Origin of the sequence: Pseudonocardia oceani, from assembly GCF_019263585.2 — a bacterium.
GTDB lineage: Bacteria > Actinomycetota > Actinomycetes > Mycobacteriales > Pseudonocardiaceae > Pseudonocardia > Pseudonocardia oceani.
The window spans coordinates 624,112-639,049 of the sequence record NZ_JADQDF010000001.1; the positions used below are offsets into that span (position 1 = coordinate 624,112).

Consider the following 14,938-nt stretch of genomic DNA (forward strand, 5'->3'; position numbering starts at 1 on the left):
GCCTGGCCCTGCGCGCGCCCCACCGCGAGCTGCCCGACCCAGGCCCCGACCGACAAACCCTCACGCTGCGCGGCCGCGCCAACCGCATCGGCTTCTGCAGGGCTGAGCCGCACCCGCACCTCGTGCCGCCGGGGAGCGTCTGCCGGCGGGCGACGTCGATGTCGCCCTGGCCGAGAATGACTGCCGCTGCTCACCGGGCCGAGGCTGCTCGCCGAGACGGCCGCGGCCGTGCCCCGCGGTTCCCCTGCGTCGCCCACGGCACCGACGTGCTACCTCACTGCAGCGACAGCCTCCGTCGGCACGGCCTGCACGCCGTGCCGGCCGGATCGTCGAGCAGCGACGTCAACAGCACCAACCGTCCGCAGAGCGCGACAGGCCCGGGTGGATCCTGCCGCGGCGGGAGCTGATCCGCCGGCACCGCATGGAAGAGCCGGTCCCGCGCATCACGCAACCAAGTGATCGAGAGCGGATCGATCTCGTCACCCGTGGGCATCGAACGACACCCGTGCTTGCGACGCATGCCGCGTCGATCCAGTCCGCTCCCCCACTTCTGCCACAAACCCTCATCCTTTCCGATGCGCCTCGAAGCCTCGATTGCAACAAGAGGCGGCCTTCGCGCGGGTCAGAACCGAGGATCTGTGGACAGGTCTGCACTGTCGTGTTCGCTGTGGACAGGAACGTCCGGAACCCCCCGGTTCCGGACGTCACACAGCGCATGAGTAGACCGAAGGTCTACTTAGCGCATATCTTGCTCCGCCCGGGGGAACAGCGTCACGAACGACGAGGTCAGGCACCCGGTTCTCTATTGGCTCAGCTTGCGCATTCCACACCCATCGAGGCTCGGGCGAACAGACACGTGTGGGATCGGCAGCGCCCCACGATCATCCACGGCGGAACCAATGACGTGAAGTTGGTCCACCATCTCTTTCAAGGTTCAGCAGCCTGCGGTGACCTGGGGCATGGTCGTCATGGATGTGCAAATAGCGCACCGATGCATCGGCAGCTAGACCTCTGATCAGCAGGGGGGAACGATGCAGACCGCTATGCCTGCCAACCCTCGGTAGCGCGTAGCGACCGATACCTGAGCCGCTACATCGACGGCACAGGAGTCGGCAATGACAATCCAGACCACCTTGCCCCCGAAGTGGTACACGACCGCACAGGTCGCGGAGATGCTCGGCTTCGGCCTGTACAAGACGAAGTCACTCATCGCCAGCGGTGAACTCCGGTCACTCAAGGACGGCAGATACCGCCGGATCCTCCCCGAGTGGGTGGACGAGTACGTGTCGAGACGAGTTCAGGAGCACGAAGCATGACTGGACGGGCCCGCGCCAACGGCGAGGGATCGATCTTCGCCTATCGCAACGGGTTCGCCGCATACTCCTGGGTTCGGACACCGGCAGGCAGGAGACAGAAGAAGTGGGTCTACGGCAAGACCCGGGAGCACGTACACGACAAGTGGATCGTCCTCCAGCAACGCGCCAAGGCCGGTCCGGTCGCGAACCGCGTTCCTACGCTCGGCGAGCACCTGCACTACTGGCTCGACGAGGTCGTGCGTCCCAACCTCGCGCCGTTGACCTACCAGACCTACGAGACGATCGTCCGGCTGTACATCGAACCTGCGCTAGGGACGAAACGGCTCGACCGCCTGCAGCTGCGCGATGTCCAGACCTGGATCAACGGAACCGCTCGGGCGTGCCAGTGCTGCGTCCAGGGCAAGGACGCCCGTCGCCCTCCTGACAAGCAACGTTGCTGCGCCGTCAGTCGCTGCTGTCAGACGACGATCTCCCCAAGAACCCTCTCCGACATTCGCGGCTGTCTTCGGTCCGCGCTCGGCCAAGCCGTGACCGAGGAACTCATCAGCCGCAACGTCGCCGCCGTGGTCAAGCTGCCCAAGGTTCGCAGCCGATCAAACCGACGTCAGGCTTGGACGAGCGACGAGGCACGGCGATTCCTCGAGTCCGCCCGTGCCGATGACGATCCGCTCTACGCGGCCTACGTCCTCATCCTCGTGCTCGGATTGCGAAAGGGCGAGGTGCTCGGGCTCACCTGGGCCACGGTCGACATCGATCGGTGCGCCGTGAAGATTGCTCTCCAACTCCAGCGGGTTAGCCGGCAGCTCCTCCATCGCGAGACGAAGACTGAGGGATCCGATGCCGCGCTCCCCCTCCCCGATATCTGCGTGGCCGCCCTCCGCCTGCGCTGCGGCGCGCAGCAAGGTGCCCGCGCTGCGGCTGGCTCTGCATGGCGGGGGAACGACCTGATCTTCACGACCCGCTTCGGCACGCCGATAGAGCCGCGCAACTTCAACCGTTCCTGGGATGCACGATGCAGAAAGGCCGATGTCCGCAAGATCACCGTGCACGACGGGCGACGCAGTTGTGGCACCTTACTCGCCGACCTCGACGTCCACCCCCGCGTGGCCATGCAAATCCTCCGGCACGCGCAATTCGCGCTGACCATGGAGATTTACACATTGGCCTCGCCACAGGCGACGAAGGAGGCCCTGAAGCGACTCGGCGCCAGCCTCGACCGATAAGAGAGTCCGCAGCGCCTACAGCGAGCATCGTCAGACACCGACTATCGGATCGCCTCACGAGTGCCTGCGGACGACGCCTTGTCGTGTTAGATGTCGAAGCAGAAATGCTGACAGATCATAGTCTTCGCGCCTTGATAAGCGCGGCAACGGCGGAGGCTCGGCACGTTGCGGGTTGCCTATGGAATATCGTCGACGCTCATGGCTCGAGATAGCAAGATCATCCGTGAGGAGCGCGGTCCAATTTGCATCGAGAACCCTTCAAGATCGTCGCCAACGAGAGCTTGGGCGGACGTCCGCTGGTTCTGGGGCGTTGAGGTAAAGAACGCGTTCGTCCCGGATCCAGGGAGACGTCAGCCGTCCTGCTCCTGCTCCGCGAGGTCGACGCTCCACTCTGCTCTTGCCAGCAACTCGTCGAACGTGATGATCTCGGGTTCATAGAGGTTCCGTCTATACAGCTCGAAGGAGCGATGCTTCGCGCGGTGCACACCGCCGCCGGAACCTCGAAGCTGGTCGAGGTGACCGAGGATGAGGAACGACCTGGGTCGGATGAAGTACGAGCTCTCGCCCGTCTCGGCGCCGTCGTCGTCCAGCTCCGGAAGGGCCTCACCGATCTGCTGCGACGCAAGGGCGATCGTCTGCTGGATTTGCGCTACGCCGCCGGAGCACTGAGCCGACGGGGGCCAGCAGCCAGAACGAAAGTCACCGCTGCCACCCGCGAGAAGGCCTGTCTTGTGGTGCTTGATCTCCGCAAAGACCAACGAACGGATACTTCCCGTCGTCCGCAGCAGGCCGTCCACTCTCTTCCCAGCCCTCCCGACGGAGAAGCCGGCGACGACTTTCTCAAGCTTGTCCCTGTCCCACGACGTCAGAAGCTGCCCGGTCAGCCCGATCCCCAGGATCCACGGGTTCGCCTCCAGGAAGCGCTGCCAGACCGCCTCCGGCTTTCCGCCCCCGCGCTCCGACTCGAAGTAATCCTCGTCCTCCATGAGACTTCGGAACTCGGCAACGACCTCCCGGCGGTGAGCGATCGCGACTACGTCATCGGCATTCGGGTCGTCCACGATGGCGCGCCGGAACTCGCCTGGCGAACGGCGGTAGGCGCTGATGACGTTCTCGGGGTCGGTGAAGAACTCCCGCATGATGTCGTCGTCGAGACGAACCTTGCCCTCGTCGCCCTCGACCGGGACGTACTGGAGGCTCTGGATCACCTGGATCAACCGCGCCGACGACTTTCGGTCCAGCTTGAGCAGGCTGTCCATACGTTCGGCGTCACCGTTCGTCGGGACCTTCTGGATCTCGATCTCCCGGACCTGCCCAGCCTGGCGGGCGATCTGGATCTTGATCTGCTTGCGACCACCGGGCGTCGTCGACACGACGGCCTCCGTCCACTCGATCTCTTCCGCGGTGCCGAGGTCCTCGGGCTCGGGCGCCTCGTCGAAGACCTTGGTCACGAAACGAGCCGGCTCGCCGTAGTCCTGTGAGTTGCGCAGGTCGAGACGGAACGACCTGCTGATATAGGTGCGCTCAGGCAGCCGACCGAGGGCGTAGCCGACCTCCGTCGGCGGGGGCGGCGGCGTGTAGACCCAACTCCCGCGCGGCATCTCTTCCCTGTCAGTTCCGTCAGCGCTGACCGCGATAGTGACCATCGAGCTCGATCAGTACCAATAGTGTCTCGCACGGGGGCCCCACCGAGGCGAGCGGGTCACCGAAGGCGACGAGAGTCGACCGATCGGTGTGTTGACACCAGATCGACGTCAACAGGAGCAGACAAGCCGACGACCTGCAGAGACGTTCTCAGCAAAAACGCGGGAACTAGAGGTCCGCGCTGCTCGTGGGTAGCGGCCTCAGCCCAGGTTGCTTGAGCAGGTCTCCGACCGGGAGAGCTCGGAGCCGACCCTCCGACCGCCCGTCGCCGGACATCCGCTGGCCGACAGCGTGCCGATACCCGGCGACGCCGCGCGGATGAGAATTGACGCGGCAGCCAGCAACTTCCCCTGCTGGCGTAGCTGTACTTCGTAGCTGTACGACGGCGAAGGCCCGGTCCGAAGATCTCGAACCGGGCCTCTGACCTGCGTGGGCGATACTGGGATCGAACCAGTGACCTCTTCGGTGTGAACGAAGCGCTCTCCCCCTGAGCTAATCGCCCGAGCCGTCGCAGACTCTACACGTCAGAAGAACGGGCTCTGCAGCCAGGTCCATCCGCCGAGCCCGACCCAGCCGGCCACGAGGTGCAGCGCGCCGAGCAGGTACAGGGTGGTCAGGACGATCAGTCCGGTGGCCGCCAGTACGGTCGCCCGGACGACGACGGACTGGCGGCCCAGCCACCGTGTCCATGCGTCGTACTTGCCGCGGGCGTAGCGCAGGACGCGCTTGGCCCAGGCGAACTCGCTGGCGAGGATCGCGAGGCCGGCGAACACGATGAGCCAGCCGGGCCCCGGGTACGGGATGGCGATGATCCCGAGCACCAGCACGATCGTGCCGACCACACCCACGCCGATGCGGTAGGTCCGGCGCAGCGCCGGGTTCTCGTCGATCCGCTGGCGGAACCCCGCCGCCCCGGTCTTCTGGACGCTGCTCATACCTCGACCTGCCCGCTCGCCACGACGATCGTCGGCGACGAGGGAGCTTCGCGACCGGGCTCGATCGAGATCGCGTACTGCGCGAAGTCCTCCGTCTCGGGCGCCGAGCCTACCGGGCGCGAGCCCTGGTCGGCGGTGGCGACGTCGAAGGTGCCCAGCGGCACGGGCGCCGTATCGGGCTTGATCCCCCACAGCACGTAGGTGTGGTCGTGCGGGTTGGCCTCGAGCCCGAGTGAGTAGACCTGGCGCTCACCGCTGTCGAGCAGGACCGCCGCGACCATGGTGTTGTCGGCCGACTCCAGCATCGCGTGCTTCGTGCCCGGCTCGTCGAGCCGCGCGATGAGCTCGGAGAGCCCCTGGGCCTGGGCGGACTCGGCGTCGCGCTGCTGCTCGAGCTGCGCGGCGCGCACGGCGAGACCTCCCACGGACAGCACGGCGACGACGGCGAGCGACGCCGCGACGAGCTTGCGGCCGCGGCTGCTGAGCCACGACGGGCGTCGACCGGCGCGGCCCTCCTCGTCGAGGCGGTGGCGACGGCCGTCGCCCGGGTACTGCGGGACCGGCACCGGCGCCGGTTCCGGCTTCTCCTCACGCCGGGCCGGCACCGGGCGCTGCTCGGTCTGGGCGACGGCGGACATCAGGCGGTCGCGCAGCCCCGGCGGGGGCTCCGCGGCCGCGACGGTGCCGCCCATCGCGGACAGGACCGACTCGGCGTCCGCCACGGCCGCACGGCACGACGCGCAGTGCGGCAGGTGCAGCAGCACCGCCATCTCCTCGTCGGGCTCCAGGGCGTGCAGCGCCCACCCGACCGCCTGCTGCGTCAACGGGCATTCCTGGGGTGTCGTCATCGCGCGCCGCCGAAGTCGGTCGCGAACTCGCCGAGCAGCGGGCCGAGCACGCTCCGCAACCGCTGCACGCCGGTGAACATGCGCGACTTCACGGTGCCCAGCGGCACGCCGGTGAGAGCCGCGACCTCACGCTGCGTGTAACCGCCGTAGTAGGCGAGCGCCAGCGCCTGGCGCTGCTCGACCGGCAGCCGGCCCAGCGCGTCGCGCACCTGCCCCGCGACGACCTTGCCCAGTGCGGCCTGGTCGGCGCCCGGTCCGGGAGGGGCCGACCACTCGTCGCCGTCCTCGGCCGCGGGCACGGTGCGGCGGCGGATGGAGCTCTCGCGGCGCACGGCGTCGACGGACTTGTGGTGCACCAGGGTCAACAGCCAGGTGCCGAAGGCGCCGCGCTCGGGGTCGAAGCGGCGCGGGTCGCGCCAGAAGGCGAGGAACACCTCCTGCACGACGTCCTCCGCGATCCCGTCATCAGCGCAGATGCGGCGGGCCAGGGAGTACGCCGGACGGCCGTAGCGGTCGTAGAGCGCACCGAGAGCGGTCTGGTCGCCGTCGACGATCCGGGCGACGAGGACCTCGTCGGCCGGATCGTGGGCGCGCGTCGACGCAGCTCTGGGCCGCCTCCCGGCGGGCCCCGGCGCATCGGCGACTTCAGCCACCAGCGGGATCCTCACGTCATCGTCTTCGCTGCGACGCAGCGGTCGGTTCAGATTAGTCTCCACCACCCCGGTCGGCGCAGGATCACCCTCTGCAGAGCGTGACCATTGCCCCGTCGGAGTGAGGGCGTACCGGCATCCGGGCGGTGTGTGTAGCTCGACCCGTCACATCTTGGCGACACGGTCGTTTTTCTTTCTGACGAGCCACGCAGGACCACGAAAGAGGACGCACGATGCGCGACGAGCACACGGTCATCTGCTCACCGGCGGTGTTCGAGCTGATCACCGATGACGCCCCTGCGGTGCGCGTCAAGGTCGATCTGACGTACCACAGCCGCGACCCCTTCGCCGTGCAGGCGTCCTTCCGCACCGGTCACGGTAGCGCGGTGGACTGGGTCTTCGCCCGGGACCTGCTGCACGACGGTCTCATCGCCCCCTCCGGGAACGGTGACGTCCGGGTGCAGCCCGTGCCCCACGACCCGAACCGGGTGCAGCTGGAGCTGTCCTCCCCGTCCGGCCACGCGGTGTTCACCACGTGCGCACAGACGCTGGGCGAGTTCTTGCATCGCACCTACGACGCGGTCGCACCCGGGCACGAGTACTCCTGGCTCGACTTCGAGAGTGCGCTGTCGGAGCTGCTCCAGGACAAGGACACCGACCGCGCTCGGGACTGATCGAGCAGGTCGGAGGGCCTGAGCCGCCGCACAGGGGGTGGGTGTGGAACCCCCTGGCGGGCTAGGCTAAGGTTCTCCACAACGCGGTGGACACACCGCAAGCAGGCGGACGTAGCGCAGTGGTAGCGCATCACCTTGCCAAGGTGAGGGTCGCGGGTTCGAATCCCGTCGTCCGCTCGGAGGGTCCGCTCGGACCTCCAGGTCTAGATCCCTGAGTCACCGGATCTGGCGGTGTGGCCGAGTGGTTTAGGCAAGGGCCTGCAAAGCCCTGTACGCGGGTTCGATTCCCGCCACCGCCTCGGGCGATTAGCTCAGTGGGAGAGCGCTTCCTTGACACGGAAGAGGTCACAAGTTCAATCCTTGTATCGCCCACCACGTAAGGCCTGGTCAGAGCCCCAGCTGGGGATCCTGCCCAGGCCTTCTTGGCGTTCTGGGCGGGGTTGAGTAACTACGTGAGTAACTATCTCGGCGACGGCCCGGGAAGACGCGGTTCATGGCCGTCGCGCCCTCCTCGATGAACGGCCGGAGCTGCTTGCGGTAGACGGACTCGGTCACCTTTGAGCCGCCGGTGTGACCGATCAGCCGGGCGATCTCCTCGATCGGCACTCCCCCGTCCGACAGGAGCGACACGAAGCTGTGGCGCAGTTCTCGCGGCGACCACCGACGGTCGTCCAGACCTGCCGCCACCGCGACGCGCTGGAAATCACGGCGCACGTTCGCCGCGTCCATCGCCGTCCCGGCCTCGGTCGCGAAGACCAGATCGCGGTCGGTCCACCGTTCTCCCGCCGCTGCGCGCGCGATCCGCTGCCGGTCTCGGTGCTCCTCCAACGCCTCGACGCAACGCTCCGGCAACGCGAGGTTCCGCCGCGAACCCCGTGTCTTCGTGTCACCGCCGGCGCGCACCGAACGCCAGACCCGCACGTTCGGCGGAACCGGCGGGACGCCGTCCGGATCGCCTACCAGGTCGACGTGCTCCCACGTCAGCGCCCGCAGCTCCTCGGTGCGGGCACCGGTCAGCAACGACACGACCACGTAGGCGCCCATCGTGGTCGCCGGCGCGGCCTCGAGCAGCGCCTGCGCCTGGTCGAACGTCATCGCCTGCGACGGCCGCCCGCCCAGCCCGGTCGGGGTGCCGCACAGCAGCATCACGTTGCGCTTCACCTTGTCCCGCGCCTGCGCCCGGGTGATCGACCGGGACAGGATCGACTTGATCCGCGACACCGTGCTCGTGCTCAGCTCGCGCGCCTTCTCCGCCAGCCAGCGGTCGACGTCCTCCGCCGACAGCTCACGCAGCTTCCGTCGGCCCAGCGCCGGGACGACGTGACGCAGCGCGAGGTCGCGCAGGGTCTGCACCGTGCTCGGGTCCCGCCCGCCGAGCCCGTGGTCGGGCCAGTCCTGCACCGCCCGTTGCACGGTGTAGCTCTGCGCGGCGATCAGGACGCCGTCGTCGTGGTCGCGGACGAGCTCCTTGAGCCGGTTGCGCGCCTCGGTCCGGGTGCGTCCGCTGGCCTTGCCGACGATGCGCTTGCCGGAGGGCGTGTGACCCCACGGTGATGGTCGCGACCCATCGCTGTCGTGCCTCGTCGTAGTGCAGGCCACCGTCGCCGCGGCTACGCCGCGCCGTCATCGGCTTGCCGCACCAGCAAAGCGACGTACTCGGCGATCGCGGCGGCGGGGATGAGCCCGGGCCGGCCCTGGGTCACCGAGCGCAGCCGGCCCGAGCGGATCAGCTCGTAGATCACCGAACGGCTCAACGACAGCAGCCGCATCGCCTCGGGAACGCGGTACAGCTGCACCGTCTGGTCGCCGCCCTCGTGCTCCTCGTTCCACATCTCTGCCTCCTTCGACCGATCCACGGGAGGCCCACGGTGACGATCCGCGTGACGCGCTCCGTTGCCGCTGCCAGCCCGGCTTGCTCATGTCGACCCAGTCCTGCGGCGTCTCGCGGTTCCCGCGGTACCCGACGCTCGACGGAGTCCGCTGGAACACGATCACCTGCTTCGCCGTCTTCGCGAGCTCCGGCACGACCTGGACGGCGGTGGCGCCGGTACCGATGATCCCGACGCGCTTGTCGGCCAGGCCCGTCATCGGGCGGTCGAAGGCGCCGCCGGTGTAGGCGTAGTCCCACCTGCTCGTGTGGAAGGTGTGCGGGCGGAAACGGTCGATGCCCGGCAGGTTCGGCAGCTTCGGCAGGCTCTGCCGGCCACAGGCCAGAACGAGGTAGTCCGACGTCAGCTCGTCGCCGCGGTCCGTGCGGACGTGCCACCGACCGTCGGCCTTGTTCCATGCGGCACCTGTGATCGCGGTCTGGAACAGGGCGCGGTCGTACAGGCCGTAGGCCTGACCTATGCGCCGGCTGTGCTCCAGCATCTCCGGGGCGTAGGAGTAGCGCGTCCGGGGTGCGTAGTCGAGCTCCTCCAGCAGGGGGAGGTAGACGTGCGCCTCGATGTCGCACATGGCTCCCGGATAGCGGTTCCAGTACCACGTACCGCCGAAGTCACCACCGACCTCGACGACGCGGACGTCCGACACACCTGCTTCACGCAGCCGCGCGCCCTGGAGGAGTCCGCCGAATCCACCGCCGGCCACGATGACGGTCGTGTACTCGCGAAGAGGCTCCCGCCGAACGTCGGGATCGACACACGGGTCCTTGCGGAAGCGAGCGAACCTTCCGCCGGCGCGGGCGTACCGGCGCCGCCCGTCGACGCGGAGGCGGCGGGCGCGCTCCTCCTCGTACCTGCGCTTGAGCTCAGCTGGATCGAAGTCCAGCGTCCCCTCGATCACGTCAGCAGACACGCGCCGCCCCTCCCTCGAACCACCGTCGGGTACGTGCACTCGGCAGCGCCCCCTGTCTGCAGCCAGTGAACCGAGCGCTCCGCCCTGCGCGAAGGGACAGCGGTCGCGGAGGGGCGAGACAAATGTCGTGGGTGCGCCCGCCTTCGCAGGCCGCGCCGAGGATCGCCCGTCCCGCCGGCAGCGCCGTCGATCGGCGGATCAACTAGTATTCGCTGTGCCAGGCGGTCTGGCGTCCTCACCACGGATTCACGAGCTTCATGGATCGATCCGTGGATCAGGACGAGGGTCGCCTGGGGATGATCGAGGCCGTCAGAGGAGGTCGTATGGCTCGCGATCCGGGCGCTCCCGCCCGACGACGCGGCAGCGCGTCAACACGAGCCGCCGCAGCGAAGAGTCCGCTCGCAGCCGCTGCCAGCAGCAGCCCCGCGACGGTGCGCGGCCGCAAGACGCGTGCCGCCCTGGTCAGCGCGGCGCGTGAGGTGTTCGAGGAGCTCGGGTATCGGGATGCCCGTCTGTCCGACATCGCGGCGCGGGCCGGCACGTCCTACGGGGTCTTCTACCACTACTTCGAGTCGAAGGAGTCGATCCTCGACGAGTTGTTCACCGCCGTCACCGGCGAGATGTACAACGCGTCGCAGGCGGCCACGAGCCACGCCACCGATCCGGTCGACAAGATCCGCGCCGCGAACCGTGAGTACCTCGTGGTCGCGGCGCGCAACGCCCGGTTGATCGCCATGATCGAGGAGCTGGCCTACCGCGACCCGCGGTTCCGCGAGCTCAAGCTGCGCATCCGGGAACCGTTCCTCCGCCGGAACGAGGCCGGCATCCGCAGCCTCCAGAAGCGCGGCCTGGCCGACCCGGCGCTCGACGCGCCCACGGCCGCGTCCCTGCTCGGCGGGATGATCGAGAACTTCACCATGCTGTGGTTCGTGCACGGCATCGAGTACGACGAGGACGTCGCAGTGGAGACGCTGTCGAGGCTGTGGGCCCAGGCCATCGGTCTCCGCGTGCAGCCCGCCATCGAGGACTGAGCAGGTCCATCCTGCGCGATCCGGGGTTCATCCGTCGCGGGCGGGCAGCAGCACCGTCGGGATGTCGACGTGCTTGGCGCGCAGGTACTCGCCCAGACCCTTGCCCTGGGAGTCCAGGTGCGGGTTCGCCGCGACGCCCCGACCGAGCAGACCCACGACCGTGACGCCGCACGCGCGCAGCAGCGGAAGCTCCCACAGGCGCAGCTCGCAGCCTTCGGCCTCAGGGATGAGGGTGCGCAGTCGGTCCTCGCCCCACCACGACCGCAACCACGCGTGCGTCGCGTCGTCGCGGGCCCAGACGCCCAGGGTCGCGTTGCCCGCCTTGTCCCCGGAGCGGGACCCGAGCACGGTGCCGAGCGGAGCGCGGGACGTCGGTCCGGAGGGCACCGGAGCACCGGGCGGCGTCGCGTCCGGGGCCGGGGCCGGGTGCGCCGCCACGCTCGTGGCGGCCGGCGTGGTCTCCCAGCTGTCCACCCCGAGCGTGACCCGCTGCGTGAGGCGTTCGGCGGGCAGCAGCGTCGGCCAGAACACGCTGATCTCGGCGCCGGCGCCGGGAGGTCCGGTGAAGTACAGGCCCGGGTAGGTCGCAAGGCCGAGCTCCACGGCATGCCGGGAGAACGACGCCACCCGAGCGCGGTCCGGTCCGACCACGGTGACGGTCAGCAGCGCGACGGCCTCGGCCATGGTGGCCGGGTCGGGCCGGTCGGCCCGCAGCAGGCGGACGGTGACGTCGTCGAACGACTCCTCGCCGCCGGGCACCGCGGCCCAGAGCGCCGCCCGGGCCAGCTCCGCCTTGGCCTCGATCCCGGTGCCCGTGAGGACGAACGTCGTCTCGTTGCGCCAACCGCCGCTCACCAGTGCTCCGACCTTGACCGTCGGCGGTGCGGGCTCGCCACGGGCCCCGGAGATCCGGACCCGGTCCTCGCCCTCCTGTTCGAGGCGAACGGTGTCGAGCCGGGTGACCACGTCGGGGTTGAGGTAGCGCGGCCCGTCGACCTCGTAGAGCAGCTGGGCCGTGACCGTCTCCACGGTGACGGCGCCGCCCGTACCCGGATGCTTGGTGATCACCGCGGATCCGTCGGAGGCGATCTCCGCGATCGGGAACCCGGCCCGGGCCATGTCGGGGACCTCGTGGAAGAAGGAGAAGTTGCCCCCGGTCGCCTGCGCGCCGCACTCGATGACGTGGCCTGCGGCGACAGCACCGGCCAGTGCGTCCCAGTCGTCGCGGGCCCACCCGAAGTGCCACGCCGCGGGCCCCAGGATGACGGCGGCGTCGGTGACCCGCCCGGTGACCACGACGTCCGCGCCCGCGCCGAGGGCCTCGGTTATCCCCCAGCCGCCCAGGTAGGCGCTGACCACCTCGGGCTCGCGTCCCGTCGTGGCGAACGGTCGGCCGGTGTCGAGGTGCGGGGCGGTCCACCCGGCGGCCCGTTCGCGGGCGAACGCCTCGGTGGCGTCGTCGCCGTCGACGACGGCGACCCGCACGGTGCGGCCGAGGCGCTCGGCGACGGCGGCCACCTCGGCCGCGCAGCCGTGGGGGTTCAGTCCACCCGCGTTGGACACCACCTTGATGCCCCGGTCGAGGCAGTCGCCCAGCACGTCGGCCATCTGGCTCACGAAGGTCCGCGCGTACCCGGCGCCGGGGTCGCGGCGGCGCTGCTTGACCAGCAGGCCCATCGTCAGCTCGGCCAACCAGTCGCCGGTCAGGACGTCGATGGGCCCGCCGTCGACCATCTCCCGCGCAGCGGAGAGCCGGTCTCCGAAGAAGCCGGAGCAGTTGGCGACGCGCAGCGCCCGCGGCCCGGTCATGACAGGGTGCCCTCCACCGGCGCGATGGCGACGAGCAGCGTGCCGGCCTGGACGAACCGGCCCACCTCGACGTGGATCTCGTCGACGACGCCGTCGACGGCGGCGACCGCCGGATGCTCCATCTTCATGGCCTCCACCACGACGAGCGTCTGGCCCGCAGCCACGCGCTCCCCCACCGCAACCTGGACGGCGACGACGGTGCCCGGCATCGCACTGACCGGACCGGTCGCCGCGGCACTCCCGGCGCCGGCCTCGGGCAGGCGCGGCCGTGGGTGCCAGCCGGACTGCGCGCGGGGATCGTTGACCCACACGGAGCCGTCGGGGTGCGCGGCGACCGTGCACGGGACGTCCACGCCCTCGTGCCGGACCCGTACGGCGTCCGGCCCGAGCCGGAGCAGCGTGAACTCGTGCCGCACCCCGTCGGTCACGAGGACCATGTCGGTGTCGCCGTGCCCGCTCCCGAGCCGGTAGCCGACGAGCACGGGCTCGCCGCCCACCGGCGCCCATTCCGCCGTGGTCAGCAGGTCGGCGATCAGCGGCCGGAACCCGGGAGGCGCGTGACCACCGACGAGGTCGTCGGCGCGCCGGCGGGCCACGGACACCGCGATCGCAGCGGCCAGGTGCACCACGGGCGGAGTCGCGGGCGAGGGGTCGAGCAGCTGCGGGTGGAGGTCGAGGAAGTCGGTGCGGGTCTCCCCCGCCAGGAAGTCCCGATCGCGCAGCAGGGCGGCGAGGAACTCGCGGTTGGTCGTGATGCCGTGCACCTGGACGGCGTCGAGCGCCGCGGCGAGCTGCCCGGCGGCCTCCGCGCGGGTGTCGCCGCGAGCGATGATCTTGGCGAGCATCGGGTCGTAGAACGCCGAGACCTCACCCGACGCCGCGACACCGTCCTCGTACCGCAGGCCGGGCCGGGGTTGGTGGGCGTACCGGTGCAGGGTGCCGGGGGTGGGCAGGTAGTCCCGCGCCGGGTCCTCGGCGTAGAGCCGCACCTCGATGGCGTGTCCCCGTGGGACGACGTCCGCCTGCTCGATGCCGATGGCCTCGCCCTGCGCCACCCGCAGCTGCAGCGCGACCAGGTCCACGCCGGTGACCTCCTCGGTCACCGGGTGCTCGACCTGCAGTCGCGTGTTCATCTCCAGGAAGTAGAACTCACCGCTGCGGTCGTCGAGGAGGTACTCGACGGTGCCGGCGCCGAGGTAGCCCAGCTCGCGGACGAGGGACACCGACGTCGTCCCCATGCGCTCCCGCAAGTGGGGGCTCACCACCGGTGACGGCGCCTCCTCGAGCACCTTCTGGTGGCGCCGCTGCACCGAGCACTCCCGCTCACCCAGGTGGATCGCGTTGCCGTGGGTGTCCCCGAAGACCTGGATCTCGACGTGCCGCGCCGCGTCGAGGTAGCGCTCGAGGAAGACCGTCGGGTTGCCGAAGGAGCTCCCGGCCTCGCGACGGGCGCCCGCGACGGCGTCGACGAGCCCGTCGGCGGTGCGGACCAGCCGCATCCCCTTGCCGCCTCCACCGGCGACCGCCTTCACCAGCAGTGGGAACCCGACGCCCTCGGCCTCCGCCAGCCACTCCTGCTGGTCGTCGCCGTCCAGCCGGGCGTCGGGCAGGACCGGGACCCCGGCCTTGCGGGCGATCTCCTTCGCCCTGTCCTTGAGCCCCATGTCGCGCATCGACTCCGGCCCGGGCCCGACGAACAGCACCCCGGCGTGCGCGCACGCCTCCGCGAACCCGGCGTTCTCGGACAGGAACCCGTAGCCGGGGTGCAGCGCGTCCGCACCGCTGCGCCGAGCCGCGTCGAGGATCTTCTCGCCGTCCAGGTAGGACTGCGCGCTCGTCGTACCGCCGATGCCCACCGCCGCATCGGCGTCGAGGACGTGCGGAGAACGGGCATCGGGCTCGGAGTAGACGGCCACCGTGCGGATGCCTATGGCACGGGCCGTGCGGATGACCCGTCGGGCGATCTCGCCGCGGTTGGCCACCAGGAGCGTGCTGATCCGGGTCACGGTCGT

13 protein-coding genes, 4 tRNA genes and 1 pseudogene are annotated in these 14,938 nt (G+C 69.7%); 7 read left to right on the top strand and 11 right to left on the bottom strand.

Features of this window, described 5'->3' with window-relative positions; genetic code table 11:
* Window positions 1–274 precede the first annotated feature (274 nt).
* The gene (locus tag I4I82_RS03135) at window positions 275–493 is read right to left on the bottom strand and encodes a hypothetical protein (protein WP_218588781.1); all 219 of its coding nucleotides are present in this window, start codon (window positions 491–493) and stop codon (window positions 275–277) included.
* Between the two features lie 622 nt (window positions 494–1,115).
* Here I4I82_RS03135 and I4I82_RS03140 point away from each other — a divergent pair.
* Together I4I82_RS03140 and I4I82_RS03145 are read left to right on the top strand one after the other, a co-directional pair.
* Window positions 1,116–1,316, top strand: coding sequence for a helix-turn-helix domain-containing protein (locus tag I4I82_RS03140; RefSeq protein ID WP_218595194.1), 201 nt, complete (start codon window positions 1,116–1,118; stop codon window positions 1,314–1,316).
* On the top strand, window positions 1,313–2,539 hold the full coding sequence (locus tag I4I82_RS03145) for a tyrosine-type recombinase/integrase (protein ID WP_218595195.1): 1,227 nt from the start codon (window positions 1,313–1,315) through the stop codon (window positions 2,537–2,539). The genes I4I82_RS03140 and I4I82_RS03145 overlap by 4 nt, the downstream gene beginning before the upstream one ends.
* Before the next feature lie 350 nt (window positions 2,540–2,889).
* On the opposite strand, the gene I4I82_RS03150 is transcribed toward I4I82_RS03145, so the two are convergent.
* From I4I82_RS03150 to I4I82_RS03170, 5 genes are all read right to left on the bottom strand, one after another.
* Window positions 2,890–4,185 (bottom strand): Shedu immune nuclease family protein, encoded by a 1,296-nt coding sequence (locus tag I4I82_RS03150; RefSeq protein ID WP_218595196.1) that lies wholly within the window; start codon window positions 4,183–4,185, stop codon window positions 2,890–2,892.
* Window positions 4,186–4,613: 428 nt separating this feature from the next.
* A tRNA-Val gene (locus I4I82_RS03155) sits at window positions 4,614–4,685 on the bottom strand.
* Between the two features lie 22 nt (window positions 4,686–4,707).
* Window positions 4,708–5,118: a TIGR02611 family protein gene (locus I4I82_RS03160; RefSeq protein WP_218588777.1), complete on the bottom strand. Its 411-nt coding sequence runs from the start codon at window positions 5,116–5,118 to the stop codon at window positions 4,708–4,710.
* On the bottom strand, window positions 5,115–5,942 hold the full coding sequence (locus tag I4I82_RS03165; RefSeq protein ID WP_218588776.1) for an anti-sigma factor: 828 nt from the start codon (window positions 5,940–5,942) through the stop codon (window positions 5,115–5,117). The genes I4I82_RS03160 and I4I82_RS03165 overlap by 4 nt, the downstream gene beginning before the upstream one ends.
* A gap of 20 nt (window positions 5,943–5,962) precedes the next feature.
* A complete protein-coding gene (locus I4I82_RS03170) occupies window positions 5,963–6,619 on the bottom strand; it encodes an RNA polymerase sigma factor (protein WP_218588775.1) in 657 nt (218 codons plus the stop codon).
* 230 nt (window positions 6,620–6,849) lie between these two features.
* On the opposite strand from I4I82_RS03170, the gene I4I82_RS03175 reads away from it, so the two are divergent.
* From I4I82_RS03175 to I4I82_RS03190, 4 genes are all read left to right on the top strand, one after another.
* Entirely contained in the window at window positions 6,850–7,290 is a 441-nt protein-coding gene (locus tag I4I82_RS03175) for an SsgA family sporulation/cell division regulator (protein ID WP_218588774.1), read from the top strand.
* Window positions 7,291–7,395: 105 nt separating this feature from the next.
* A tRNA-Gly gene (locus I4I82_RS03180) sits at window positions 7,396–7,467 on the top strand.
* A 50-nt stretch (window positions 7,468–7,517) separates the two neighbouring features.
* Window positions 7,518–7,589: transfer RNA gene (locus tag I4I82_RS03185), tRNA-Cys, on the top strand.
* 1 nt (window position 7,590) lies between these two features.
* A tRNA-Val gene (locus I4I82_RS03190) sits at window positions 7,591–7,665 on the top strand.
* 12 nt (window positions 7,666–7,677) lie between these two features.
* Here I4I82_RS03190 and I4I82_RS03195 read toward each other — a convergent pair.
* The 3 genes and pseudogenes from I4I82_RS03195 to I4I82_RS03205 all read right to left on the bottom strand — a co-directional run.
* Window positions 7,678–8,889 (bottom strand): site-specific integrase, encoded by a 1,212-nt coding sequence (locus tag I4I82_RS03195; protein WP_226369847.1) that lies wholly within the window; start codon window positions 8,887–8,889, stop codon window positions 7,678–7,680.
* An 11-nt stretch (window positions 8,890–8,900) separates the two neighbouring features.
* On the bottom strand, window positions 8,901–9,122 hold the full coding sequence (locus tag I4I82_RS03200; RefSeq protein WP_218595197.1) for a helix-turn-helix domain-containing protein: 222 nt from the start codon (window positions 9,120–9,122) through the stop codon (window positions 8,901–8,903).
* 142 nt (window positions 9,123–9,264) lie between these two features.
* A pseudogene (locus I4I82_RS03205) lies at window positions 9,265–10,125 on the bottom strand (flavin-containing monooxygenase); the annotation flags it as partial.
* 392 nt (window positions 10,126–10,517) lie between these two features.
* On the opposite strand from I4I82_RS03205, the gene I4I82_RS03210 reads away from it, so the two are divergent.
* Entirely contained in the window at window positions 10,518–11,117 is a 600-nt protein-coding gene (locus I4I82_RS03210; RefSeq protein WP_218595198.1) for a TetR/AcrR family transcriptional regulator, read from the top strand.
* Between the two features lie 27 nt (window positions 11,118–11,144).
* Here I4I82_RS03210 and I4I82_RS03215 read toward each other — a convergent pair whose 3' ends face one another.
* Both I4I82_RS03215 and I4I82_RS03220 read right to left on the bottom strand, forming a co-directional pair.
* Complete coding sequence (locus I4I82_RS03215; protein WP_218595199.1) at window positions 11,145–12,926, bottom strand: acyclic terpene utilization AtuA family protein; 1,782 nt, start codon at window positions 12,924–12,926, stop codon at window positions 11,145–11,147.
* Window positions 12,923–14,932, bottom strand: a complete 2,010-nt coding sequence (locus I4I82_RS03220; protein ID WP_226369848.1) for an ATP-binding protein — start codon at window positions 14,930–14,932, stop codon at window positions 12,923–12,925. Before I4I82_RS03220 ends, I4I82_RS03215 begins: the two co-directional genes overlap by 4 nt.
* Window positions 14,933–14,938 lie beyond the last annotated feature (6 nt).